We start from the raw sequence: 23,713 nt of genomic DNA, 5'->3' as shown, positions 1-23,713 counted from the left end.
GTCAGTTTTTGTGTGATGGCAAGTACGTATGGCTGGATGGTGGGTATTCGCTAAGTCTGGTCGCTGATCAGAAGAAGGCGCTGCCGGTTGGCTACGCCTTTTTTGTAAGTACCCCAGCCTGACAAGGCTGTTAGTTGCGTAAGCGAATTAAGGGACGAATAAGAACTTCATAGTGGCACCTTAGTCAGAGCGTTCTCAGATTGTTATAAGAGAGTGGGGTTATGGTGGCGCTTTTAAAAATCTTTTGGCCCAGGACTGTGTTGTTTGTCATTTGCGTGTCCTGGCAGGTTGCAGCAGAGGACAACAGCTGCCCGGCCAATGGAGAAGACTGTCGTGCAGGGAGCCACTTGTTTTATGGTGGCGTGGTTCGTGGTCAGCTTGAATCCACGCACAGCCTTGAAAACCCTCAGGCGATTAGCCGGGTTTCCGAGTTTATACATCAGATTGATACAGAGTATTGTGCTCAGTGGCAGAGTGACTGGTTAGAGAGTGATGAGCCTTTTGTCGAAGAACTTAAGGAGCAAAGTGATATTGGCACTTTGGCTCATACCATATACCTGAATAGTGTTATCTGTCACCCTGAGAGTGCGGAGATGCCTCGTTCTGTCAGCTTGCAGGACATGACGCATTATAAAAATTATCTCTTAAACGTCCGCCTGCCACTGGCTGTTGCGGGTGGCCGTAAACCGGAAATGATGAAACTTCAGTGGCTTGGGGGAGCAAGTGCACAGGCCTGTACCAATATTCTGCCAACACCCTTGCTTAACAAGCTTCATCATATTTATGATCCCATATCACTCTTTCCTCTTCTGATTGAGTTAGGGCACGAGCTTCGTACACTGGGGCAAGTACTCCTTCCCGAACTTGATCTTGCTTCTCCTTCTCGCCCTTTGACTAGCCAGCCCATTTTTTTCACGGATGCAAGAAAACGGTTTGAATCGCTGTCTATCCATTGGCAAACCGCGTATCTAACGGGTCAGGGGCCTGCGTGGTACGAATCCCTGTATATTCCCGTATCAACGCTGGTCCCGGCCGATGTCAATGTTATCCAGCAGCCAGGGGGGGATGCCCGGATAGAGCGTGTAGAACCGATATATCGAAAGCCGGCGGTTGATTCACGCTGGAAGGAGGCATTTGAGCTGCTGGATTTTGTGATTCACCAGAATTTGCAGGATGTTGTCAGTGATCGAACCCCTTACTTTTTGGGTTTTATCCCACCGGAGCGCGCTATCAAATACGCCAGCACAACAGGGTTTTACGATCTGACCCATCTGGCGGGCCATTTTTCCCATGGTACATTTCCCCATATGTTCCAGTTAGCCCACCTGAAACGGTTTGGTATGACGGACAAGCACCTTGGCCGCATGAGTTCCAGATGCTGGGACGCTGTACTGGATTCCACGCCTGTTATCAGCTGGTCGTTTGCTGCAGGTATTTTCATTGAAAGTGGCAATCAGGACCTCAAAGAGGAGCGCATTATTGTTCATGATATTCCCACGTTGGACGCACCAGAAGTACTTCAGCGACTTTTGACCTATAAAGTGCTTTCAAGGCTGATTCTGAATGTTGAGGAGCACGGCAGTGAACAAGAGAAGGCGTACTTCAAGCAGCATTGGCTCAACACCGAAAAAGATCTGATTAAGGTCGCTGCTGATGTGGAAGCACTGGAAAATACCGTACTGGCAGAGCAACTGTCCCACTGGGACCTGATTCTACATTATTCAACATTATTACAGCTCCATGGACGCATCCATGGCAGTGAGCTGTTTTTTGAACAGAGTAAGGTCTCAAGTGGTGCACAACGTGACCTCATTGAGTCATACAGGCAACGGGGTTATCGGATAGAAGAGATTGAACAGTCTTATATCTTCTTTCCACCAGATTATGACGAAAGTTGGTATGAAGCCTGGAATTCTATGGAGATACCCACAGACACTGCCAAATAAACGTTAAGAATCTGGCAGTGTTGTCTCGGGGAAGAAGGCGCGAGAATTAAAACCCTTCCTCACTGGGGAAGGAGCAGCCAAGGCAGCGCTTGAAGGTGGCATCAAAAGGTTTTTTCACTAATGTATCTGCCGCTCCGCTTATGTTGCCCCCCATGGCTGAGAAGGGAGAGCTGACAATAAAAATAGCACCGCCAACAATAGTGGTTGCCAGCATCAGCGGACGGGCAATGAGCATGTCACCGGTCATAGCGAAGAAACTGGGGTTTTCAGTCTGTGCCTGAGTCTGCCCGCTGGAGGCAAAAGCAGGGGCGGTGCTGAGGGTAATAGCTGTTACCAAAGCCGTAGCGGTTTTTTTCAGACGAGTGATTCCCGTTGCCATAATTATTGTCCCTCTGACAGATGATCTTTTTTACAACTATATCAGCTCCTGCCTGAGTTGCACTTTAGGCTGTGCTTGCAAAGGGGTTAGCGGTGCTAACGAATTATGAAATATGTGAAGCTGTTTGCAGTCTATTAGCCCATGTTCATCAGAATATATAGGCATATGAACCATGCAAGCTGCTTCTTCCTCTTCGTCCCAGGTCGTTGTTACCAAATCGGCACTCGCGCAAGTGCAGCGCGAAGTAATTTACCAGCATAAACACAAAAAAACTGAAAATTTGCTGGTGGAAGTTGTCCGGACTCCAGCTTTTGGCCGATTCGGAAAAGTGGAGACGGTGATTACCAAACGTCAGTTTATATACGACCGCCCCATTACTCCGGTGTGGAGGCGCCTACAGCAAGAAATCGATATTCTGAAGATGCTGGGTTCACACCCAAGGATTGTGAGTTACCTTAGTCATACACAGTCTGTGAGCTCCAGTCATCCCTTTATGGTGGAGCTTATGATGACCGACGGCGGGAGGGATCTGGGAGAGTATTATGATCAGAACCTTAGCCTTGGTGTTAAGGGGGTGGTCAATGTATTTCAACAGGCTGTGGAAGGTCTTATCTACATTCATGAAAAAAAGGTTCTACACAGGGATTTAAAGCCGGATAACCTTTTGATCGACTCTCAGAAGAATATTCGTATCTGTGATTTTGGATTTGCAGTTGTTTTAGACAAAGACACGCTACCACCAAGGAGTATGGATGGAACGCCTGATTATTTTGCTCCGGAAGTGATTCGCCGGCAGGTACAAAGCTTCCCTGTTGATGTGCACTGCATGGGGGCGACAATACACCAGATACTGGGATGGGAAGGGCTGGTTGTGAATTTGCCTCTTGATACAAACCGGATAAAAAGCTATAGGAAGACATTATCTATCGCTTTCTCCCCCAAAGGCCTTAAACAGAAAAAATACGACCGAAAACTGAGTGAACTTGTTTTGCTGCTTAGGGAAATGGAATTGAGCGATCCTGAGGAGCGCCCTGCTACAAAGGACTTAAAGGGGAGGTTAGAGAAGATTTCAGAATTGGTGAATGAACCTATGCCAGGCCCATCTAAACGAATCTCAAAGTCCTATGAAGGGAAACGCTACCAGCCTGGTTACAAACAGGCTGAAGCCTCATCCCGGGCAGGAAAAAAAGTCTGATCCACTTCGATGTCCGACACACTTTGCAGTCCAGAAGCACCAGCGGAAAGTCAAACTGTTCCTTCAGCTCTTGCAGAAAATCCAGTTTCTACAGCCTTTTCATTCACGTCCAGGCTTCTAAAAACTGATCCGCTTCCGCTCGGGAAGGAATAGAGGTCTGGGCACCGGAGCGGGTCACAGACAGAGCGCCACAAGCGTTACCAAAGCGAATGGCATCAGTCAGAGATTTGCCTTCCGCCAGCGCAACCAGCATACCACCGTTGAAGGTGTCCCCTGCGGCTGTGGTGTCGGTGGCTTTTACGGAGAAGCCATTGATCAGTTGGGTTGCGATACGACTTTCGGATTTCTCGGAGATCAGAGCGCCTTTCTTACCCATGGTGATGACAACGGTAGCAATGCCTTTGTTGTGCAGGGCAGCGGCCGCTTTGATAGCGTTCTCTTCCGTGTTGGCAGGTATGCCCGTCAGCACTTCAGCTTCGGTCTGGTTGGGGGTGATGATGTCGATGCAGGCCAGCAGCTCGTCAGACAGGGGACACGCAGGTGCAGGGTTCAGTACAACGGGAGTGTGGTTTTTCTGAGCGATTTGTGCAGCCTTCAGAATGGCCTCAACAGGGGTTTCCAGCTGCATCAACAGGTAATCCGCTTCCGCAATAGCCTGAGTTTGACGTGCCACACGCTCAGCGGTGAGCTGACTGTTGGCTTCTGCAGCGATACCAATACAGTTCTCGGCATTGTTATCCACAAAGATCATGGCGATGCCGGTCCTCATGCCTTCGATCTGCTCGATCAGGCTGGTTTCTATGCCATCATCCTGGAACGTTTCAATGACTTTGGTTCCGAATACGTCCTGCCCCAGGCAGGCCATAAATCGAGTTGTGCCGCCAAGGCGGGCACAGGCTACGGCTTGATTGGCCCCTTTGCCACCGGGAATAATGTCATAGCGGGAGCCGGTAACGGTTTCACCGGGGCGGGGGAAACTGTCGACCATGAGCACATGGTCAGCGCTGGCGCTACCAATAACAAAAATCTTTTTTGTCATAATAATCAGCCCGTATATTGGGCTGCGCCTTTATCAAGGCGCAGCCCGCAAGTCCGCAGGTGGATGTTTTATTTCAACCTTCAGTACTTTATCAGCCACTTCAACGCCGATAGCGCCAATTATGCCAGCTTGCTGGACAACGATTGCAGCTAAGTCACATCGGGTAGCCAGTCGAAAGAAGTGAAGGCAGAAAGGTAACTTTGTGCGCCATCTAAATCTACGTAAGCAGGATGAGCCTTAAGGGCGTATTCAAGCTCGGCTTCTCTTGCCTTAACCATGCTTTTAGCCCTATCGGGGAAATACATTGCCTGATAGTAGCGGCTGGAAATGTCACAGTAAGCAGCATTCACAAAAGCTCTTTTTCCGTTAGCCGTGCTTTTGGGCATTTTTTCTATGAAAAAACTGGCATCTTTTAACCATTTCTTGGCAGCCTCTACATTGATCTTCGCCGGGTTATCTTTTGGCGTCACCGCTCTTGCTTCTTGTACTGCAGTTTCTGCAAGCAGTGCATTCAGGTCGGCCGTATGAGGTTTGCATAGCTCTCTTATGCTGCGTAATTCGTTGTAAACCGATGCCCAGCTTTTTCCCCGCCTTCTCATATCTGCCATCACGGAGGCTGCAAAAATTTCAATGGGCTTTAACATTGGACACTGAGGGATTTTCTCCGAGAACAGTGCAGGCTCTTGTACTGTTAAGGCGCTATCAATGACTCTATGGCAGGTTTTGAAATGCGATATAACCTTTTGTTGTTTCTCCATATCCGATTTGTCGGCATACTGTTTTAGCTGGGTATTACACACTACCAGGCCTAAGCTGGCCAATCGTATTCTGGCCCGAGGGTTGGAATACGGCAAAGATCTGAGAGCGTTCTCAATGGCTCGTAAGGCAGTCTCATAGTGCCCGATTGCACTGGCTGCAAAAGCAATATCTTCAAGAATTTTGTTGGTGGATGATAATAGTTCACTGTCATCGAAATGATGGTCGCGAAAAGTAACAGATAGCGGTACATGGCCAGACTCTTCCGGCAGAAATATTTGAGCGAAAGTATCCTTAGGAAGGAGCTTTTTAACTGAATCCAAATCGCCACTTGTAGCGCTATAGCCCAGAATGGCCTTGCTAATTGCCATATCTTTCGTTTTCTGGGGTTCCTTTGGTGGAGCCAGAAAATGCCCGCCACGCTCAATGGCTTCCAGTAATTTCAGCGCGTCAGCAGGTCTGTTCATCTGGATGAGGTGCTCAACAGCATCACAGGCTTTTTCAAAGGAGAATTGCGGTATAAATTCGTGAGCAGAAACATCCTGTGCCAACAGTGTTTGCAGGTGCGCAGCGGTTTTTTGTGTTTCAACCTGCCTTGCTTGCCGTATCAATATGCCATCTTTTGGGTACATCTCTGCCAGAAGGTTGAGTTTGAACATGGCGAGCTCAATGTGGTCATTCGTGTTTATCTCCGTGCTGTTTGCTTCCAGAGTAAGGAGCTCATCATAAATCTCCTTGATCTCGTTATAGGTTGCCGCGGGTACAAACTTCAATTGCAGTGAGACTATCTCCCAGCCAACGTTGCTTGCCTGCGGAGTAGGAGTACTCATAATCATGTCACGGGGCGACAGGCTGGCTACAGAGGACACGTCCGAATAAGTGCTACTGGGTGATGGTTCAGCCCCAGAGTGAGTAGGACGGACATAGGGTGTGGTGTAGGCCTTAGGTGGCCTCTCTTTTACATAGCCTTGTCTAACCAGCCTTCCGCGGTGGACACTGGAGGACTGTGGTTCTGGTGATTTCTCCCCTGTCACGCTGCTAACGAACATTTTGGGGAACAAAGGTGGGATATCTGATTTTGGAGAGGCCATGGCTGTCATTCCGGTATTTTTCCAAGCTTGCAAGTAAACGGGAAAAAAACCGGAAAATGACTGTCATCGTAGTTAGTCAGAGTGACGGTTTAGCTTTTGCTCTATTTAACTCTGGCACAACTTAACTTTGACATTTAGGGCAAAAGCATGTGCTGCGGTTATTCAGGCGGATCTCTTTAATGGACGTACCGCAGGTCTGGCAGGGCTCTCCGGCCCGGCCATACATTGTGAGTTCAATCGCGAAATAACCGGGTCTGCCATCTCCTCCCACAAAGTCCTTCAGGGTTGTACCGCCCACTTCTATAGCACGAGTCAGTACTGTTTTGATGGAATTTGCCAGCACATCATAACGTTTACGTGAGATGCGGCCGCAGGCTCTGTCCGGACGGATGCCCGCCATAAACAGAGCTTCATTAGCGTAGATGTTTCCTACACCCACGACGTTATGGCTATCCATGATGAAGGTTTTAACTGGCTGCTTACGGCTGCGGGAGCATTGGAAGAGCAGTTCTCCAGTAAAGGCGTCCGACAGGGGCTCAGGGCCGAGTTTAGTCAGCAGCTCGTGTTCTTCTATTGGTTTTTCTGTCCACACCATGGCTCCAAAGCGCCGAGGGTCAGTCAGGCGTAAAAGCTGGTTGTTGTTGAATACAAGGTCAACATGGTCGTGCTTCTGGGCGGGGCTGTTTGCAGGGAGAACACGCATGGACCCGGACATTCCCAAATGTCCAATTAACGTACCTTTAGGAAAGTGCAGTAAAAGGTATTTGGCTCTTCGGGAAATCGCAGTGAGCTGCTGACCTTCCAATAACTCGGATAAATCATCCCGTACTGGCCAGCGCAGCTGTGGCTGGCGCACAACAACTTTAGTAACGGTGTGATTCTGTACGTGGGGGGTGATGCCACGGCGGGTTGTTTCTACTTCAGGCAGTTCTGGCATAGGGCTGCTTAGGGGGATGATGATTCTTTGACTGCAACACTAACATCGAAATGGGAGTGCTTCACAGAAAAAAGTGCCAGGGCTCACGTTGTATAACGTAAATGCTGAGGCGATAGCTTGTGATCCCCCATAGGCTTACATCACATCTGGCTCAACATATCGGTTGATACCGTTGGTAAACAGATCATAAAACCTGTCTTTGTCTGCAGTGGTCGCGAAGCGGACAGCTCTGCCTGATGAGTTACGTGTAAGGGTACCTGCAGCATTAGAGTCCATATGCGTATCAATAATGAGAGTTGCGTCTTCCCAGGTCACGACCTCAGGGTTGGATACGGCAACAGCGGCAAGGGGATCCCAAAAAGACCAGGTATATTTCCCATCGCGGTTCTTCCAGCTTTTAAAGCTATCAAGGGCAAACTGTAAAATGGGAGATGGCGGCTGCTGACTGATGCGCTGGAAGTACTCCTCGGTCATGGGTACAAAATTTGTGGCGTCCAGTGGAATCAAGTCAATCGGAACTGAGTTTCGAACAACTCTCTCAACAGAAACGGGATCAAGATAAAAATTCCACTCCGCTGTGTTGTTTTTTTTATGGTGGGCGGGAACCGTGTGGACATTGCCGGGCACATCCACAGCACCGCCCATGGCAATAATGCGTTCAGTTTTCCCCGCTATGGCTGGAGCTTTTTCAAAGGCGTGGGCAATGTTTGTCCAAGGGCCCAGAGCGACAATAGTGACAGGGATATCGGAAGCTTGCAGGGTGTCGATTATCAACTGTGGCGCATCGGGCTGCGGCTCTGGCCGACGTGAAGGGGCTGCCCAGCCTGCCAGCTGGTCGGCGCGCTCTCTCAGATGGTCTGGAAAGTGATTGATACCTTGTATGGGCGTCTCGCTGCCCGTTGCAACGGGTATGTCGGGAGCCTTGGCGAGATCAAGGAGTGTTAATGCGTTCAAACCACCGGGTATGGCATGGGCCTGCCCTGAGCCACTGACGGTAATGGCTTTTACATCAACCTTGGGGTCGGCCAGCAGATAAAGGATAGCGAGCCAGTCATCGCCAGTCATATCCGTGTCGATAATCAGAGGTGTACGGGCCATGCTGGGTTCACTTTTCTCGGCGGCTTTCCCGGAGGTTGCTATAAGTGGCAGGCATAGAAGAAGGGCTATTTTCAGAATTGAGCGATACATTGCTTTAATACCCGACCTTATACGCAGAGGCAGTAAAGGTAGACTACATCAGATATTTGGAAAACTATCACAAAGTGGTTTCTGAAGAGTTATTAAGGCCCATTTATAGCGCCTGCCATCGCAGTGAGCCGGGTGTTCGACAGGTAATGGAGAGTGACAGCTTTTCTGACGTATTTAAATGCTCTGTAGCGGCTCATTACACCGGTACTTTGCGATCGCTATTGTCTTCGCCAACCCAATATTTGAAGAATCCTTTATACCTCTCATCAGAGGAAGTACTGGTCAGCCTGTTGATTCACGGTCACCAAAAGCACTTGGCGGTTGAACTTCTCAGCTCAGAAGTGAATCCCGTACGCTATCGGCCCGGCTTAAGCTGATTTCAGTTGCTGCAAGCCCTTTGTTCCTTATAATCATGAACCTTTGCAGGCGAGAGTGAATCCATACTCTGCGCCGATACTGAGACAGACGGTCCTCTATGAGCACAATCAAGACTCTGACCGGCATTAAGCCCACCGGTACTCCTCATCTGGGCAACTATGTGGGTGCTATCCGACCCGCTATCGAAGAAAGCCGCCGGGACGATATTAAGTCCTACTACTTCCTGGCTGATTATCACGCGATTATCAGCAGCTGGGATCCTGATCAGGTTCACGAATCCACCCGTAACATTGCTGCGGTCTGGCTGGCTCTGGGGCTGGATACAGACCGTGCGACTTTTTACCGTCAGTCCGACATCCCAGAAATCCCCGAACTATGCTGGATGCTGAACTGCATGGCGGCCAAGGGCCTGATGAATCGTGCCCATGCTTACAAGGCCGCAATGGATGCCAACGTAGCTGAAGGCAATGATCCGGATAAAGGCGTGACCATGGGTTTGTATAGCTACCCTGTGCTGATGGCAGCGGACATCCTGATGTTCAACGCTAACCGTGTGCCTGTTGGCCGTGATCAGGTTCAGCACATTGAGATGGCTCGAGATATTGCTGCCCGCTTTAATCACATCTACAAAGGCGAACATTTTGTTCTGCCAGAAGCGATTGTCGGTGAAAATTCGGCTGTTCTGAGTGGTCTGGACGGACGCAAGATGAGTAAGAGTTATGGCAACGTTATTCCGCTGTTCTGCCCGGAGAAGAAATTCCGCAAGTTCATTATGAAGGTTGTGACCAACAGCCTCGAGCCCGGTGAACCCAAGGATGCAGATACCTGCACCCTGTTCCAGATTTTCTCTGCTTTTGCCAGGAGCGAATCAGAGATTGCCGCTAAGCGTAAACAATACGAAGACGGTGCTGGCTGGGGTGCCCTGAAACAGGAGTTGTTTGAGTATTTGAACGAAGAGCTGAAAGGCCCTCGTGCTGAGTATGATCGCCTGATTGCTGATCCTGCCTTTATTGAAGCTGAGCTGAAGAAAGGTGCGGATAAAGCCCGTGAAGAGTCTGCACCATTCATTACTCGTTTGCGTGATGCAGTAGGCCTGCGCTCTCTGGTGTAAGGTTCTTGCTGAAATAAGTCGGGGTGTCTGCCCCGGCTTATGGGGGGGATTGCAGGAAGCTGTATGTAAAACTCGTATTGCTGAAGAAGGTGCGAGGGATAAAAATCGCGGCTTAATGAGTAGAGCGATTTTTAATCATAATGTCTGTTCTTTTTGCGATTGCCCTGACCACTGGCGTTCTGTCCGGCCTCTGGGGCTGGGTTTCTATTCTTTTTGGCTTGTCCACCTGGGCAGGTTTTCTGGGTTGTACAACCTACTTCGCCTCCCCTGATGATGGCTTGAAAGGCCTTACTATCAGTATGCTGACTAACCTGAGTGGCGTGTTCTGGGCAAAGGTAATTATCGAATTATCCTCATTCATCAACATTGATGTAGCCGGTTACATTGTTGTTGCGCTTGTTTCCTTCATGATGTGCATACAGGCAAAGAGACGCTGGCTAAGTTTCATTCCCGGTACATTTATAGGGTCGTGTGCCACGTTTGCTGCAGGTGACAACTGGGTGATGGTTATTCCTTCGCTTCTGGTGGGTGTGATTTTCGGGTATCTGATGAAAACATCCGGTCTCTGGATACACAGTCTGCAGAAGAGCCGGGGAAGACTCTTCTTTACAGAGAAGTAATATCTTATCTGGGGCTCCTGATTTCCTCAGCGATAGCCTCGGGGCCAACCTGAAAGTCTGACAGTATCGGCTGCCACTCTTCATTGGCAACCAGGAAGGATGTTTTTGGTATCTCAACACCAAAATGTTCTCTAATGGTGTCCGACAGGTGATGGACCCACTCCTCGACCCTGGTTTTCCGAATTTGCTCCGGGGACATCGTAGTGTTGTTCCTCTCTGCCTTTGATAAACCGATATTTTCGGGAGCCCCTGTTAAAACAATACGGAATCGCTCTATATTCATCCGACCATTGACGTCTTTAGGTAAGTGGCGGAGCAGAGCAAAAAGGGCCTGCTGTGTTGATTTGCGGAGCCGGGTTTCTGATATGGGATGTGTCAGAAGACACAGGTTTGCCGCAGGAATCTGTTCAGGCAGATCGGCTATCTGATTACTGGGAATCATCGCGCCCTGTTCGTCGAAATCTGTGATCTCTGGCATATTCACAACAGTCGTGTCGTTAGACGGGGAAAGGTTGTCTTGTAATTCTTCCTGAGAGTCACCAAAAATGAGTGTTGCACCTGCATAGACTGCTGGTTGCCGGGAGGACTGTTCCAATGAATTTCGAAACTCCTGAAAAGCACTACGCTCCTGAGATGCCAAGTGATTCTGTGCCTGCACCTGAGAGTTGATGATCTGCGGGGGTGTAGAAGTCTGCGCTGTTCTGTTCAGAAGCTTTATGCCTAATAATTTTCCTGCATAGTGGAGAAGGGCTTTACAGGCATTCATGAAACTTTCTATAAACGTGGGCTTTACACGTCTACCTTGCCAGTTTCTGTCTTCTGTACCTTGAGTGTGGTTATTGACTTGCTCATCTGGATGCTGGGTTGGGGGTGGGGCAGACTTTCCATGCTGCTCAGTTCTCATTGCTATCTCATCCCTGTTGAAATATTTGTGTATGACGCTTCTCAGCCGGGCTTGCGGCAAAGCTTTTGACATTGTAGCAGTACAAGAAACAGGGGAATCTGAAGAGGGGAAGGAGAAAGAGGCCACCTGTATAGATCAGGTGGCGCACATGGTGATTGAAGACAGCGTTTCAGATAGCTTTGGCGTCTGTCAGGCTGACTGTCTGGTACGACGGGTGTGGGTTGTCATATCCACAGTTTCAGCAGGTGGTTTGATGGCTTTCTCTTTCACCACCAGTTCTCCCAGCTGATCCCAACGGTAGGTGGGGCCATCTACGCACACCAGATCTTCTGCTACGTAGCAGTGTCCACACAGGCCAACACCGCAGTGCATCCGACGTTCCAGCGACAGCCACAGACTATCAGCGGATTGCCCCAGCCCCATCATGATTTTGCACACAGCTTCCATCATGCCTTCAGGGCCACAGGTGATTACGTGATCAAACGGGCCTTTCTCTTCCAGAATCTGGGCGAGGTTGTCTGCAAGCTTGCGGCCGTGCATGAACTGACCACCGTTTGTTTTTACGGTGCTCTTGCCTGTCAGACTGTCGAGGTCGTCTACGGCCTGATACAGATCACACTTATCCATCCAGTCATCACGCTCGTTGCGCAGTACCAGCATGGATTCATTACGGGCTGCAAAGTACACCGTAGGGGCAGACTCTTTTTCGATCAGGCTGTAGATTTCCGCAGCCACAGGCGCAAGACCCAGACCACCGGCCACAACCAGTACGTTCTGACCTTTGAAATCTGGCCAGCCTTTACCCATAGGGCCACGACCGCCAAGAATGCTGCCCACTTCTGTCTTGAACAGCTGGCGGGTCAGGCAGCCGATGTTGCGGATCAGGGCAACAAAACGACCATTCTCGTCTGGTGTATGGGTGTAGGTGAACGCTGCTTCCCCTTTACCGGGAATACTCAGCATAAAGAACTGACCGGGTTCCACCTTCTCCGGGTTACACACATCCGGGAATCCCTTAGTGGCATCTACCGGCTCAAATGTGAAGTGGCCAACGTCGTCGCCATCTTCGTAAAACTCAACCAGGCGAATGGCATCGGGAGTGAGGCTAAGCATTGGCAATTTTCTCCATGATGGAATGAACCCCAATCATGCCCGGGCAGGTCGCCTCACAGCGGCCACAGCCAACACACATGTAACGACCCGCGCGGGCTGCTACATCATCGGAGAATTTGTGGTACCAGTAACGGTACACACGCTTACCGGCTTCAGCCGCCGGGTTGGCGCCACTGGCTTCTTTCTGGAAACCCACCATCAGGCAGGAATCCCAGATACGCTCACGGGCAATAACACCTTCTGCTTCTGGCACATCACGGGTGGCGTAGCAGCTGCAGGTTGGGCACATCATGCTGCAACCAGAGCAGCTGATGCACTGGTGAGCAAAACGCTCCCAGGCTTCATCAGGCACGGCCCGGCCGTTAATGCGCTGGATACCGTTGATGATGTGGGTATCTTTCGGGAAGGTGGCTTCCGCGTGGCGACGTGCCATATCCCGCCAGTTTTCCCAACCCGGATCAGCCGGAGCCAGACCAAGGCCGGCAATCGCAGCCTGACCTTCAGGGCTGGCGCAGATCACCCACCAACCGTGCTCGTCATCTGCCATATGAGGCATAGGAGTGACAACCAGATCGGCGATATCAGTGTCCACGTGTGGGCCCGCATCCACAGAAGCACAGAAGCCGTTTTCACAGGCCTCCTGGCAGTCGATACCGATCAGCAGGGTGTTTTTGCGGCGAGCCTGATAATAAGGGTCATCCTTAAAGTGGTTATCCTGATAAGCAATGGCTGTCAGGTCACAGGCCTTGAGGCCGAACAGTACCTGTGGCTTTTGTTCTGGCAGAGTCTCCCGGAATAGAGTGCCATCAAATTTCATGACAGTTTCACGCTCGGCGAAGAACAGCCCTTTGGGAGACATATCCGGACGCAGATCCATGTCAAAAGGCACCACGTCACCATGCTTTACCACACCCCAGTGGCCGTTGCCGCTTTCGTCGGCAATCGGGCGCAGGACTTCGTTCTTCAGGGTCAGCCAGTTTCTCAGGTGCTCGAGGCGCTCAAGCTCATATACGTACATAGTCGGCTCCTGCTTCCTCTACTGCTGGCTCGTAGTTCTCGTTCCGGAGAATCTGAATAGGACGAGGCCGCATATCCCGGGCCAGTGGCTCTACACGCACGGCACAGGCTTTCAGCTCAGGCATGCCTGTGGTTGGGTCCTGAGCGTCGTTAGTCAACTGGTTGGATGGCGTATCGCTGAAGTGATACGGCAGACTCACCAGCCCGGGTGGTACCTGATCGGTAAACTGCACCCGTGTTTCCAGATAACCACGGCGGGAACGCACACCCACAGGAGCAAAGTTAAACAGGCCCTGGTTGGCGCCATCCCGTGGGTTCATGAACAGCAGTCCTTCCGGAGATTCACGCTCAAGAATCGGGGACTTGCGAGTCATGGAGCCACAGCCGTAATGGAAGTGCAGACGAATCGTGGTCAGATAGAACGGGTAATCGTCATCCGGGTTTTCTTCGGGCGGCAGGTAGTGCACAGGCATTAAGCGTGCCTTGCCCAGCGGGAAGCTGCGTTTGTGCAGAACAGAATTACCATCGGGGTGATGGGAGGTGCACGGCCACTGCAGACCATTCGCTTCATCCAGACGCTGGTAGCTCATCTGGGAGTAGTTCGGTGTCACTTCAGTGATTTCGTTGAATACGTCTTCGTGGGTTTCCCAGTCAAAACCGGGAGTCCCAAAGCGCTTAGCCAGTGCCTGCAGCATCTGCCATTCGCCCATGCATTCACCGGGTGGGTTCACCGCCTGATTCACCCGCTGTACACGACGCTCGCAGTTTGTGAAGGTACCGCCTTTTTCCGCGAAACTGGCTGCAGGAAGAATGACGTCTGCCAGTTTGGCTGTTTCGGTCATCACCATTTCCACAACGACCAGACAGTCCATGCTGCGCAGGGCGCGGGCAACGCGGTTCTGATCCGGGTCGGTCACCACAGGGTCTTCACCGAAGATCATCAGGGCATTGAATTTCCCTTCCAGAGCCAGTTCGTTCATGTTCATGGAGGTGATACCGGGCTGGTCAGCCACCGGTGTGCCCCACGCACGCTCAAACTTGGCACGTACATTTGGATCGTTCGGGCTCTGATAGCCGGGCAAGTCACCGGGCAGACAGCCCATATCGCAGGCACCCTGTACGTTGTTCTGACCACGCAGTGGGTTCATGCCGGTACCGGGGCGGCCAACGTGACCACAGGAGAGCACCAGATTCGACAGTGCCAGTACGTTGTTGGTGCCGCTTACGAACTGGGTGACACCCATGCCGTAAGCCAGGAACGCCGCACGGGCTTTGCTGTAAATGCGTGCGAACTGCTTCAACTGATCCATAGGTACGCCGGTGATGTCGGCAACCTTGTCCAGCGGGTAATCTTTTACGTGCTTGCGTACACGGTCGGCGTGCTCGCAGCGTTCTTCCAGGAACTTTTTGTTTTCCCAGCCATTTTCAAAAATGGTGTTTACCAGACCGTTCAGCAGGGCGATGTTGGTACCAACACGCAGCTGAAGGTGTACATCGGCCATTTTCGCCAGACGTGTACGACGCGGATCGACAACCAGCAGAAGGGCACCCTTCTCCTTGGCTTTCATGATCTCACTACCGATGATGGAGTGACTCTCGGTTGGGTCACAACCGAAGATAACAATAACGTCAGCTTTGCTGATGTCGACGATGCTGTTGGTCATAGCACCAGAACCCATGGTTTGTAGCAGACCTGCTACTGAAGGGCTGTGTCATATTCGGGCGCAGTGGTCGACGTTGTTTGTCAGCAAGGCAGTACGAGCAAACTTCTGAATGGCATAGTTGTCTTCGTTGGTTGCCCGGGCACAGCTGATCATACCAACAGACTGGGGGCCATTCTTCTCACGGTAATAGCTGAATTCGCTGTGGATCTTGTCCAGAGCTTCATCCCAGCTTGCACGACGGAGTTCGCCGTTCTCACGGATCATGGGATGGGTAATACGGTCTTCATGGCCGATACCGAAGGCAGAGCTCCAGCCTTTTGAACACAAGCGCCCTTTGCTGACAGGGTGATTTTTGATGGGTTCAACACCGATGACCTTGTCATTCTCTGTTCTAACTCCCAGACCACAACCTGTGCCGCAGAAAGGGCAGATGGTCTGTGTCGTTTTTATTGCCATTGGTGACCTTGTAAGAAAATTTTGACTGATAGCTTTTGTAGTATTTTTGCCTGCTTTGTTCAATCGTGTTGTTTTTTGTCAGGGTTAGGGGTGTTTACTGTGAAATGTAGAGTATGCGTATAAAAAAGGTGGGGAGTGTGATACTCCCCGTCAGGTGCTTTGTGGAAATACTTAGATCATTATCTTTTCGCCAGATTTAAGAGCTTTCGGTAATGTCTTCGATGTATCGTGATCTTCCTTCAGGAATCGCACCATGGAGAACATACTCAGGAAGAGTACGAACACGAATGGGAAGGCTGCTACGATAGAGATGGTTTGCAGTAGGCTTAAACCATTGTCACTGCCCAGCATCAGCACTAATGCCAGAGCCGACTGCAGTATCGCCCAGGTAATCTTCATTTTATTGGAAGGCTCTGCACTTCCGTTAGACGACAGACTACCAAGAACATATGTGGCACCATTGGCGGAAGTGATAAAGAAAGTGAATAGCACAAAAATAACCAGCACAGAGATAATGCTACTCATGGGATACTGGGATAGAACAACAAATAATGCTGTGGATGTGTTCTGGACAGCTTGTGCCGCCACTTCAATTCCAGCATGTAAGCCCATAGTTCCAAAGATAGAGAACCACACAAAAGAACCTAATGATGGCGCAATCAAAACACCTAAAACAAACTCACGAATAGTACGACCTTTGGACACTTTGGCAATGAAGGGCGCACAAAAAGGTGCCCAGGCAATCCACCAGGCCATATAGAACACAGTCCAGCTGGAGTACCAGGGGTCGTTGCTGATGGCGAGGCTGTCGCCAAACCAGTTCTGCACGTAGTTGCCCAGAGTGCTGACAAAGGTGTTCATCATTTCGGTGGTGGGGCCGAAGATAAAACTGGCGGTGAGAATGGTGCCGGCAATCACTAGGTTCAGGTTAGACATATATTTAATGCCTTTCTGCATACCGGTTACGGTGCAGGCAATCACTAGCATAGTGATAATGCCGACCATAATAATCTTCACCATACCGGTATCGGGGATACCGAAAACATACGACAATCCGCCGTTAATCTGATTGGCTCCCATGCCGAGGGATGTTGCAATGCCACTGCTAGCGGCGAACAGGGCAAGGATATTTATCAGTTTACCCCATCCGCTGTGGGGACCTTCTTTACCCATAAAAGGGATCAACAGATTACTGATTAGACTGTCTTCCTTGCGACAGTACATTATGTACGCCAAAGGAAGGCCAAGGACGCTGTAAATCGCCCAAGGCTGCAACCCCCAGTGGAGAAATGCCTTGCGCATGGCAAACTCTGCCGCGGCAGTGCTTCCACCTTCAATTGTGCTGACAGGGTGGAGCCAGTGATTGAGAGGTTCTGCAGCACCCCAGAACACCAAACCAATACCCATACCGGCAGAGAAGAGCATGGCAAACCATGTGGCGGTGCTGTATTCAGGCGTATCACCCTTATCGCCTAAGGTGATATGGCCGTATTTGCTCAGCCCAATACCAAGACAAAAGATAACAAATGAAAAGGCTGCAGCATTGTAGAGCCAGCCAAAGCCTCCAGTGATAAAGGACATGGCAGCACCGCCAGCGCTGCCAAGAAAATTCGGGAAGGCCATACCAACAAAAACAATAATAAGAACCAGAGCCAGCCCGATGATAAAGACAGTGTTGTCTTTATTCGGTGTGTTTTGCATAGGTTTATTCCCCTTGGAAAAGGAGTGGGTGTAGAGAATGTCACCAGCCCGGCAGCTGGCGACACTTATACGACTTTATTCTTCTAAGGCTGGAAGGTGGCTCAGTGACAACCGCCTTCCTGCCGGACTCACGGTTTGTGCGTTATATTTTCACCTTAAATACAGTCTGTTCTTCGATAGGTGTCGTCAGAGCATCAAGACACACTTCAATGCGGTGGCGGCGCATCTGGTGCTGCTGTTCTTCCGTCATTTCAGGGTTGCCCAATGGATAAGGGATAGCGAAGCCAGGAACAATCCGGTTGGTACCAGTGGTTTTGGCGACAGGAACTAGGTTTGCCAGTTGTACGACAGGCATACCGGTTTTCTCGATTTCCTTCACGATCGTTGCACCGCAACGAGTGCAGGTGCCTCAGGTAGAAACCAGTAGAACGCCGTCCACGTTTGCTTCCTGAATAGGCGGAATCATTTCCTGCGCCATGCGGGCTGCTTCTTTCTGAGTGGTGCCGGTGCCTACGGTGGAGTAGAAGTATTCGTGAATCTTGCCGATCTTGCCTTCTTTCTCCATCTCCCGCAGAACGTCCAGAGGAAGGATAACGTTGGGGTTGCCGTCAGCCATCATAGGGTCAAAGCCTGCGTGGATGGTCTTGAATTCACCACCTTTCAGGCGATCCATTTTGCTGATGTCGTAACGGCCCCAGCGGGTTGCGGAGGCAGACTGAATGCGGTCTGGGTTATCAACCGGTACGATGCCGCCTGTGTTGATGATAGCGATGGTGGCTTTGGACAGATCCTTGATAGGCTTTGCGATAGGCACAAAATCGGTTTTGGGAATTGGCAGCTCGGTAGTAAATGGCTGGGCGCCCAGTTTGGCGATGAGCATTTCCACCGCACGGTCTGCGGCAGGCTTCAGGCTTTCGTCGTATATCATGTGACGTTTGCCACGGCCGAAGTAGCCTTCTTCTTCAGCAGAACCCACAGCTTCACCGGCGATAACACGGCTGGCGTAAGCAGCCATCTTCTGAGCATCGGTACGCATGGCAGCTGCGCTCTTGCCACCCTCAAAGATCACCATGTCCTTGCGGAACATTTCCGCGCCGGGGTTTTCGTCGTTCATGGAGGAGAAAGCAGGTACGTCGAAACGCTCCTGAACAACCTTGCTGATTTCTCCACAAGCTACGCCGTAACGGCCGGCACGGAAGGCTGGGCCTGCAAAGAACAGGTCGAACTCTTTGCCTTCCAGCATGCCGCAGATTTGTTGAATCGCATCTTCACGGTGGGAGCCCATGAAGTTGTCGCCGCAAATCACGGTGTGAGTGACTTCAATACCTTGCAGGGCAGCGTTGATAGCCATGGAACCGCCGACAACACCTTCACGGATTTCAGGCGCGTGATCCGCCTTGTCTTCGCCACCGATACCGGCAAAGAACTGGTTGATGTAGCAAATTGCTTTTTTCATCGTTGTAATCCTTATCTTCAGCCGATTAGAATTCGCGAACAGTTTTCTGGGCCCAGCCAATCACTTGGTCGCCGCAGAACATCGCATTATTTTCCATGATGATGGAACCATCTTCACGAACTGAGGGACCGAGGATTTCGTCGCCTGCCCAGCCGCCGGACAGACCATCACGGCCGAGAGCTTCCAGCTCGCCAATCACTTCTTTCATGGCTGGCAGTTCGATCAGCTCCGATACGTTGCCGCAGGATACGATGGCGTCAGACTTGGGATCCATGGACACCAGAGACTGGGAGCGACCATCACGACCAGTACATTCGTTGGTGATACCCACGGTCTTCACACCAGCGTCTTCCAGTGCTACGTAGCAGGCGGTGAAGTCGGCATCGGGGTTGCCGTAGCCCTGCTCGGCGAGGATGGCGCCGTCGGCTCCCAGAGTTTTAGCGATCTGAGCCACGTACAGGGCAGAGCGCTCCTTCTGGATCAGTGCCACGTTCAGGTTGGAGGTAATCACACCCAAGAAGTTCAAGGTTTTGCCATGCTGTGCTGCCAGAGATTTTATGGTGGGGCAGTTTTGGTAATCGTAGGTCGCCCATTTGGAGGACGTTGGCATAAAGGAACCGCCGATCAGGGAACCGTCCAACACTTCGTTGGGGTGCATCAGGGTAGGGATAGACTTGTTCAAATCCCAGCCGTAGGCCAGATCGTTGTAGCCTTCCTCTTCCATCTGGGTCATGGTCTGGATGACGTAGACGACAGATGGCAGGTCATTCACAGAGGAGTCACGTTTGGTAATAGGCGGCAGATCGTAGGTTTCGATCTCTTCCGGTTCCAAGCCTTTTACACAGTTACCCAAGTACTCAGCCAGACGATGGGTTGCCCAGCGAATAGCATGATTCTTCTTCTGCTGCTCGTGACGTTCAAACTCTTCGTCGGTATCCGCTACCAAACAGATATTGGTGATTTGAGAGAAGTAACTGTACTCTGCACCCTTGCCAGACATATCAACCAGACCGTCACCGAAGCTGCCCCAGTGTTTGCCAACACCCATTACGCTGCAGCCTTTCAGGGCGTGGGAACGACCATCACCAACCTGATAAAGTTCAGTGCCGGTTACACCAGGGAAATAGTTGTTGTGTTTGCTGTTGACACGGCAACGTGGCTCAACAGCCTCTTTAACGGGAACAATGCGCTTTTCTTCACCGGGACGGGCAATAACAAGATCCGCATCAGTAATGTGTTCATCTTCACGAACAACGGCGAGCGCCTCTTCTTTGTTAATAGTGAGAACACCATCTTCAAAGCGAGTTGATTCGCCGAAGGTGACTTCCTTCACATGGAAGTGACCCAGCTCAAGTTTCATAGCTGACCTCTGAATGATTTCAGGTTTTGATAGGGATATCTAAATTCAGGCTTCACCAGCTTGTAATCATTGGAACTGCATACAGCATTAAAGTGAACGCTATTTTTTCGAGTATGGTTTTAACAAGTTGTTGTGTTTGCCTGTAATATTTGTGAAGTGTTAACTAACGATGAGACGCTCCAATCCACCATGTAATAACGTAAATAATGGATTTGAATGCATAGAGTAAACAAAATGGTACAAATTCTATTTGGGTAGTTTTTCTCAGACTGTTTTTCAAAATGGCTAACGGGCTTTCCAGCCAGTTGCGGTGGATGATTGTGTAGTAGCCATTGTTGATTTGAAAAGTATCAGTCATAGATATGTCTATAGATTGACGAGGGTCTGTAGATTAAATTAACTCTATTCTTGTGATCCTTAATTGGCGTGGGTCAATTTATTGGTTGATTTTAAAGGAGATGTAGGTTTTGTTTTTCGTGGTTGATAAGTTATTTATTTGTATAGAAGGTTTCTTTTGTGGGCTGTAGTCAACTTTTTTATCCTGTGTGTGGGTTTTTATCTTCTCTGATCCAAGTCCGATTTGATGTGCTTTATGGAGAAGGGAGCTGGCACCTTGCACCCTGCACAAAAACGTAGCTTTTGTACTTGTTGCAGGATTTACAGGAGCTGCTGGCCTGTTAAGATTGCCCGCCTTATTCTCCTGTCCGATGACTGATCGCAATGTCTGACTCCCGCTTTTCCTCTTTGGCCCTTTCCAAAGAGATGCTTGCCAACCTGGAATCCCTTGGCTACAAAGCTATGACGCCGATTCAGGAGCAGAGTATTCCCCATGTTCTACAGGGAAAAGACCTGATCGCCCGTGCCAAAACCGGTAGCGGGAAAACGGCGGCATTTGGTATTGGCCTGTTGTCGCGCCTGAACGTACGTAAGTACCGGGTGCAGACGCTGGTGCTGTGTCCTACCCGTGAGCTGGCGGATCAGGTGGGTAAGGAACTGCGTCGTCTGGCTCGCTTCACCCATAATGTGAAAGTGCTTACTCTGTGTGGTGGCATGCCTTTCGGCCCCCAGATTGGCTCTCTGGAGCATGGCGCTCATATTGTAGTGGGAACGCCAGGCCGGATTCAGGAGCACGTGCGCAAGGGCACTTTAAAGCTGGACGATATTACCACTCTGGTGCTGGATGAAGCTGATCGTATGCTGGATATGGGCTTCCGGGATGCCATTGCCGATCTGGCCAGCCAAACCCCATCCAACCGCCAGACCCTGCTGTTTTCTGCCACCTATCCAGAAGGCATTCAGGACATTAGCCGCGAGTTCCAGCGCAAGCCAGTGGAAGTGAGTGTGGAATCTCACCATGACGATACCGTGATTGAACAGCGCTTTTTCCTTACCACCCGCAATGGTCGCCGGGAGGCTCTGATCAAGCTGATGTGTCACTATCAGCCAGAGTCCGCAGTGGTGTTCTGTAATACCAAGGCTGAGTGTCAGGAAGTGGCCAATGCGCTAAGTGATGAAGGCTTTCATGCACAAGCGATTCACGGGGATCTGGATCAGCGAGATCGTGACCGTGTGCTGGTACAGTTCGCCAACAAGAGCAGCTCAGTGCTGGTAGCTACCGATGTGGCGGCACGGGGTCTGGATATCAAAGACCTGCAGGCAGTGATCAACTACGAAGTCACTCGGGATGCAGAAGTGCACATACACCGCATTGGTCGAACAGGCCGTGCGGGCAGCAAAGGTCTGGCCCTCAGCCTGTATACCGAGAAAGAGCAGTACAAAATCGAAGATATTGAAGCCTACCAGATGCGTCCGGTGGAATACGGTGCTTTAGCAGAATTGAAAAACCAGCCTGTGGATATCCTTCCGCCTATGGTCACTCTCAATATTGATGGGGGAAAGAAGAACAAGGTGCGGCCCGGCGACATTCTGGGTGCTTTGACGGGAGATGCCGGCATTCTGGGCAAATATGTGGGTAAGATTGATATCTTCGACTTCTGCGCGTATGTGGCGATTGATCGCTCTGTGGCTAACCGCGCTCTGAAACATTTACAGAGTGGCAAGATCAAGGGGCGGCAGTTCCGCGTGAGAAAATTACGATAAATCTCATCGGCTTACGAGTCTTCTATTATTAGAAAGGTAGCAAGACAGACAGCAGGGATAAGGATGTTGCATGCGTAAGTCGATAGTTTCTATAAACCTCAATTCGGATCAGGTTCTTCAGTTCTATAAAAGGCAGAAGGAACGTGTACGTGCTGTTGCAGACGATGGCACCAGCATCAGTTTGCCTTTCGATATCATCGCCAGGTTTGTGACCCACCACGGCATTTATGGGCGATTTGAAATCAGCTACGGCAGCGACGGTAAGTTCAAAGGTATCAGGCGTGTAGGCTGAGAGCCTGCTCACTGAGCCTTAATAGATTCTTCAACCGACCCTTCCACAGTAACTCATTGCATCCCCGCTCCCTGTCTGCCAGCACGTGATAAAGCTGGCAGGCGGCCAACCATCCAAATTCCTCTTTCAGCTCTTCAAACGGTGTACCCATGCGGGCGTGCAGGTGGTAGGTTTTCAGGCTGCGTTCGGTATCGGGGAAGTTGCCTGTGGATAGCAGCATAACCAAATCCCAGGCCGGGCGGTGAATGGTGGCCAGATCAAAATCGAACAGCAGGGGGGACTCCCTGGCATCCAGTGGCATCCAGAAATGATGGAGGAAGCAATCCCCATGGCAGATAGCTAATCCCTTTCTGGCTGCAAATTTGGGGCGCAGAACGGTTTCCCAGTAATGCACAGCCTGGGGGAGAAGCGTTTTCAGCTTTTGGTGATCTTCAGGGGGCACAATATGCTCGGGGAAGTCCTTCACCAACGCACTACAGATGGAAATGTGTTCCAGCAGTGGTCGTGGTAAATCACGGTACCGTCCAAAGCCGAGTTCTTCGGCGTGTTCGACCAGTGGCTCCATGGCTTTATGGAAATCAGCCAGTGTTTTCAGAAGCGTGGTTTGCAGGGGCTGACTGATTTGTGAGCCTGTGAAGGTTTTCATAGGGGAGAATAGTTGCCGGTGTGTTATTGTCTGATCTGGCATCAGAAGAAAGCAACTGTCATCCGATAATGCGCCAGATGCCAGAACCGGGGCGGCAGGACTATCTGAGGCTGCAGATGTAAGCCGATGAAAAAGCAGCTCGTAATAACCGCTATAAGCGTTTGGCTGTTTCAGTATGAGTGGTGGGGTGGATTCTATTCTACCAATCCAGGCACTGTGCTCGCCTTCTATCTCAGTGACTTTACAGTTCTCATAGGGGGCCAGTATGGGGCTTTGAAAGAGTGGCGGCAATGAGGAGGTTTGCACGTTCCGTGTATTCCATAAGAAGGGTCCTTTTAGCCTAGCAGGGGAAGTCCGTATAATG

General features: G+C 50.6%; 20 protein-coding genes and 1 pseudogene. 6 read left to right on the top strand and 15 right to left on the bottom strand.

Annotated features, from left to right (window positions below):
- Positions 1 to 260: 260 nt before the first annotated feature.
- Positions 261 to 1,946 carry a hypothetical protein gene (locus tag E1189_RS16660; protein ID WP_155161673.1) on the top strand — a complete coding sequence of 562 codons (1,686 nt, stop codon included), beginning with the start codon at positions 261 to 263 and terminating at the stop codon, positions 1,944 to 1,946.
- Between the two features lie 46 nt (positions 1,947 to 1,992).
- On the opposite strand, the gene E1189_RS16655 is transcribed toward E1189_RS16660, so the two are convergent.
- Entirely contained in the window at positions 1,993 to 2,325 is a 333-nt protein-coding gene (locus E1189_RS16655) for a hypothetical protein (RefSeq protein WP_196221488.1), read from the bottom strand.
- Positions 2,326 to 2,557: 232 nt separating this feature from the next.
- On the opposite strand from E1189_RS16655, the gene E1189_RS16650 reads away from it, so the two are divergent.
- Entirely contained in the window at positions 2,558 to 3,520 is a 963-nt protein-coding gene (locus tag E1189_RS16650; RefSeq protein WP_329602092.1) for a protein kinase domain-containing protein, read from the top strand.
- A 103-nt stretch (positions 3,521 to 3,623) separates the two neighbouring features.
- Here E1189_RS16650 and rbsK read toward each other — a convergent pair whose 3' ends face one another.
- The 4 genes from rbsK to E1189_RS16630 all read right to left on the bottom strand — a co-directional run bounded on the left by rbsK (position 3,624) and on the right by E1189_RS16630 (position 8,531).
- Positions 3,624 to 4,559: a ribokinase gene (gene rbsK, locus E1189_RS16645; protein ID WP_155161669.1), complete on the bottom strand. Its 936-nt coding sequence runs from the start codon at positions 4,557 to 4,559 to the stop codon at positions 3,624 to 3,626.
- A gap of 149 nt (positions 4,560 to 4,708) precedes the next feature.
- Positions 4,709 to 6,145: a hypothetical protein gene (locus E1189_RS16640; RefSeq protein ID WP_155161667.1), complete on the bottom strand. Its 1,437-nt coding sequence runs from the start codon at positions 6,143 to 6,145 to the stop codon at positions 4,709 to 4,711.
- Between the two features lie 382 nt (positions 6,146 to 6,527).
- Positions 6,528 to 7,343 (bottom strand): bifunctional DNA-formamidopyrimidine glycosylase/DNA-(apurinic or apyrimidinic site) lyase, encoded by an 816-nt coding sequence (mutM, locus tag E1189_RS16635; protein ID WP_155161664.1) that lies wholly within the window; start codon positions 7,341 to 7,343, stop codon positions 6,528 to 6,530.
- A 135-nt stretch (positions 7,344 to 7,478) separates the two neighbouring features.
- Entirely contained in the window at positions 7,479 to 8,531 is a 1,053-nt protein-coding gene (locus E1189_RS16630; protein WP_155161662.1) for a nucleoside hydrolase, read from the bottom strand.
- A gap of 475 nt (positions 8,532 to 9,006) precedes the next feature.
- Here E1189_RS16630 and trpS point away from each other — a divergent pair, with 475 nt between their 5' ends.
- Together trpS and E1189_RS16620 are read left to right on the top strand one after the other, a co-directional pair.
- A complete protein-coding gene (trpS, locus tag E1189_RS16625; RefSeq protein ID WP_155161659.1) occupies positions 9,007 to 10,020 on the top strand; it encodes a tryptophan--tRNA ligase in 1,014 nt (337 codons plus the stop codon).
- Positions 10,021 to 10,160: 140 nt separating this feature from the next.
- Entirely contained in the window at positions 10,161 to 10,640 is a 480-nt protein-coding gene (locus tag E1189_RS16620; RefSeq protein ID WP_155161657.1) for a DUF1097 domain-containing protein, read from the top strand.
- 4 nt (positions 10,641 to 10,644) lie between these two features.
- On the opposite strand, the gene E1189_RS16615 is transcribed toward E1189_RS16620, so the two are convergent.
- The 9 genes and pseudogenes from E1189_RS16615 to E1189_RS25595 all read right to left on the bottom strand — a co-directional run bounded on the left by E1189_RS16615 (position 10,645) and on the right by E1189_RS25595 (position 21,032).
- Entirely contained in the window at positions 10,645 to 11,544 is a 900-nt protein-coding gene (locus tag E1189_RS16615; protein WP_196221486.1) for a hypothetical protein, read from the bottom strand.
- Between the two features lie 189 nt (positions 11,545 to 11,733).
- A complete protein-coding gene (locus tag E1189_RS16610) occupies positions 11,734 to 12,657 on the bottom strand; it encodes an iron-sulfur cluster-binding protein (RefSeq protein ID WP_155161653.1) in 924 nt (307 codons plus the stop codon).
- Positions 12,650 to 13,675, bottom strand: coding sequence for a 4Fe-4S dicluster domain-containing protein (locus tag E1189_RS16605; RefSeq protein ID WP_155161651.1), 1,026 nt, complete (start codon positions 13,673 to 13,675; stop codon positions 12,650 to 12,652). Before E1189_RS16605 ends, E1189_RS16610 begins: the two co-directional genes overlap by 8 nt.
- Positions 13,662 to 15,665, bottom strand: coding sequence for a formate dehydrogenase subunit alpha (gene fdhF, locus E1189_RS26290; RefSeq protein WP_408014756.1), 2,004 nt, complete (start codon positions 15,663 to 15,665; stop codon positions 13,662 to 13,664). Before fdhF ends, E1189_RS16605 begins: the two co-directional genes overlap by 14 nt.
- A pseudogene (locus E1189_RS26285) lies at positions 15,660 to 15,794 on the bottom strand (hypothetical protein); the annotation flags it as partial. The pseudogene E1189_RS26285 and the gene fdhF, both read right to left, overlap by 6 nt.
- 171 nt (positions 15,795 to 15,965) lie before the next feature.
- Positions 15,966 to 17,495 (bottom strand): BCCT family transporter, encoded by a 1,530-nt coding sequence (locus E1189_RS16590; RefSeq protein WP_155161644.1) that lies wholly within the window; start codon positions 17,493 to 17,495, stop codon positions 15,966 to 15,968.
- 142 nt (positions 17,496 to 17,637) lie between these two features.
- Positions 17,638 to 18,951 carry a glycine/betaine/sarcosine/D-proline family reductase selenoprotein B gene (locus E1189_RS16585; protein ID WP_155161642.1) on the bottom strand — a complete coding sequence of 438 codons (1,314 nt, stop codon included), beginning with the start codon at positions 18,949 to 18,951 and terminating at the stop codon, positions 17,638 to 17,640.
- A gap of 25 nt (positions 18,952 to 18,976) precedes the next feature.
- Positions 18,977 to 20,311, bottom strand: coding sequence for a glycine/sarcosine/betaine reductase component B subunit (locus E1189_RS16580; RefSeq protein WP_155161640.1), 1,335 nt, complete (start codon positions 20,309 to 20,311; stop codon positions 18,977 to 18,979).
- 436 nt (positions 20,312 to 20,747) lie between these two features.
- On the bottom strand, positions 20,748 to 21,032 hold the full coding sequence (locus tag E1189_RS25595; protein ID WP_230460471.1) for a hypothetical protein: 285 nt from the start codon (positions 21,030 to 21,032) through the stop codon (positions 20,748 to 20,750).
- Here E1189_RS25595 and dbpA point away from each other — a divergent pair.
- The gene (dbpA, locus tag E1189_RS16575; protein ID WP_155161638.1) at positions 21,032 to 22,411 is read left to right on the top strand and encodes an ATP-dependent RNA helicase DbpA; all 1,380 of its coding nucleotides are present in this window, start codon (positions 21,032 to 21,034) and stop codon (positions 22,409 to 22,411) included. The genes E1189_RS25595 and dbpA overlap by 1 nt on opposite strands.
- A gap of 70 nt (positions 22,412 to 22,481) precedes the next feature.
- Complete coding sequence (locus E1189_RS16570) at positions 22,482 to 22,703, top strand: DUF2835 family protein (RefSeq protein ID WP_155161636.1); 222 nt, start codon at positions 22,482 to 22,484, stop codon at positions 22,701 to 22,703.
- On the opposite strand, the gene E1189_RS16565 is transcribed toward E1189_RS16570, so the two are convergent.
- The gene (locus E1189_RS16565; protein WP_155161634.1) at positions 22,687 to 23,655 is read right to left on the bottom strand and encodes a phosphotransferase; all 969 of its coding nucleotides are present in this window, start codon (positions 23,653 to 23,655) and stop codon (positions 22,687 to 22,689) included. The genes E1189_RS16570 and E1189_RS16565 overlap by 17 nt on opposite strands.
- Positions 23,656 to 23,713: the final 58 nt, after the last annotated feature.

Origin of the sequence: Parendozoicomonas verongulae, from assembly GCF_009711465.1 — a bacterium.
Lineage (GTDB): Bacteria > Pseudomonadota > Gammaproteobacteria > Pseudomonadales > Endozoicomonadaceae > Sansalvadorimonas > Sansalvadorimonas verongulae.
This window is presented reverse-complemented; position numbering and strand designations above follow the sequence as displayed.

Coding starts and splice junctions, on each gene's coding strand:
- E1189_RS16590 (WP_155161644.1), bottom strand. CDS start 17,495: ATGCAAAACACACCGAATAAAGACAACACTGTCTTTATCATCGGGCTG.
- E1189_RS16615 (WP_196221486.1), bottom strand. CDS start 11,544: ATGAGAACTGAGCAGCATGGAAAGTCTGCCCCACCCCCAACCCAGCAT.
- E1189_RS16655 (WP_196221488.1), bottom strand. CDS start 2,325: ATGGCAACGGGAATCACTCGTCTGAAAAAAACCGCTACGGCTTTGGTA.
- mutM (WP_155161664.1), bottom strand. CDS start 7,343: ATGCCAGAACTGCCTGAAGTAGAAACAACCCGCCGTGGCATCACCCCC.
- E1189_RS16605 (WP_155161651.1), bottom strand. CDS start 13,675: ATGTACGTATATGAGCTTGAGCGCCTCGAGCACCTGAGAAACTGGCTG.
- dbpA (WP_155161638.1), top strand. CDS start 21,032: ATGTCTGACTCCCGCTTTTCCTCTTTGGCCCTTTCCAAAGAGATGCTT.
- E1189_RS16620 (WP_155161657.1), top strand. CDS start 10,161: ATGTCTGTTCTTTTTGCGATTGCCCTGACCACTGGCGTTCTGTCCGGC.
- E1189_RS16640 (WP_155161667.1), bottom strand. CDS start 6,145: ATGAGTACTCCTACTCCGCAGGCAAGCAACGTTGGCTGGGAGATAGTC.
- E1189_RS16610 (WP_155161653.1), bottom strand. CDS start 12,657: ATGCTTAGCCTCACTCCCGATGCCATTCGCCTGGTTGAGTTTTACGAA.
- E1189_RS16570 (WP_155161636.1), top strand. CDS start 22,482: ATGCGTAAGTCGATAGTTTCTATAAACCTCAATTCGGATCAGGTTCTT.
- trpS (WP_155161659.1), top strand. CDS start 9,007: ATGAGCACAATCAAGACTCTGACCGGCATTAAGCCCACCGGTACTCCT.
- rbsK (WP_155161669.1), bottom strand. CDS start 4,559: ATGACAAAAAAGATTTTTGTTATTGGTAGCGCCAGCGCTGACCATGTG.
- E1189_RS16580 (WP_155161640.1), bottom strand. CDS start 20,311: ATGAAACTTGAGCTGGGTCACTTCCATGTGAAGGAAGTCACCTTCGGC.
- E1189_RS16630 (WP_155161662.1), bottom strand. CDS start 8,531: ATGTATCGCTCAATTCTGAAAATAGCCCTTCTTCTATGCCTGCCACTT.